Source organism: Motilibacter deserti (assembly GCF_011250635.1).
Lineage (GTDB): Bacteria > Actinomycetota > Actinomycetes > Motilibacterales > Motilibacteraceae > Motilibacter_A > Motilibacter_A deserti.
Map to the genome: position 1 here is coordinate 1 of NZ_JAANNP010000244.1, position 1,092 is coordinate 1,092.

The following is a 1,092-nucleotide window of genomic DNA, read 5'->3' on the forward strand; positions in this document are numbered from 1 at the left end:
ATCTCGGGTGTCGTAGGGGGCGCTGCGCCACCCTGCGCGACCGTTTGGGGCCACCGCTCCGCCGGGTCGCTGGCGACGAGAGGTGGCAGAGTGAGCGCGCTGTTGGAGCCCGGGGGGCCGGCACCCGCCAGAGATGGCGTGGACTCGTTGCCGCACCGAAGCGGTAACGTAGTGCGAATGCCGTTCTACGTCGGGCCACTGACGCTGCCGGAAGAGGCCGCTGACGTCGCCGCTGATACCGCTGGGGAGCCTGCGCGAGTGACGCACCTGCTGCCGGGCACCGACGCCGCCAAGAGCACGACGTTCACTTTCGCCAGCGTCCCGCTCGTCGATGTCGATCTGCAGACCGCCGTGGACGTGCTCGTCGACGCGGCGTTGCGGGGGCGGGCGCTCGGCGTGCACCTGTGCAACGCCTACACGCTGACGCTCGCCGCGAACCAGCCGGACTACCGCGAGCACCTCGTGCACGAGCAGGTGCTCAACCTGCCCGACGGCACCCCGGTGGCGTGGTACCACCGCTGGGCGAGCGGGCAGCCGGCCCGCGGCCCCGTGCGTGGCCCCAGCCTGATGCGCGCGACGTTGGAGCGTCCGGGGCTGCGCCACTTCCTGCTCGGCGGGCGGCCCGACGTCCTCGCCGACCTCGAGCGGGCGGTGAAGGACGACTACCCCAACGCGACCGTGGTCGACTCCATCGCCCCGCCGTTCCGCGAGCCGACCGCCGACGACGTCGCGGACTACGCCCGCTGGATCAACGACTCGGGCGCTCACATCGTCTGGATCGGGCTCGGCACCCCCCGCCAGGACGCGCTCATCGCCGCCCTCGTCGGCCAGGTCGACGCCGTGCTCGTGGGCGTCGGTGCCGCGTTCGACTTCCTGTCCGGGCACAAGAAGGAAGCCCCGAAGGGCCTGCACGGCTCCGGGTTCGAGTGGCTGCACCGGCTCGTCTCCGAGCCCAAGCGGCTGTGGAAGCGCTACCTGGTCGGCAACTCGCGGTTCCTCGCGCTCTGCGCCCGCGAGCTGTGGCGCGCGCGCCGCGCGAGCTGACCACAACTCAGGACCGCCGACGCCAGGAGGGGCGCCGTCGCTGACGGC

Annotated in this window: 1 protein-coding gene; it reads left to right on the plus strand. The window is 72.5% G+C overall.

The window, feature by feature from the left end:
- The first annotated feature begins 258 nt into the window (after positions 1 to 258).
- Positions 259 to 1,044 (plus strand): WecB/TagA/CpsF family glycosyltransferase, encoded by a 786-nt coding sequence (locus G9H71_RS22805; RefSeq protein ID WP_166285022.1) that lies wholly within the window; start codon positions 259 to 261, stop codon positions 1,042 to 1,044.
- Positions 1,045 to 1,092: the final 48 nt, after the last annotated feature.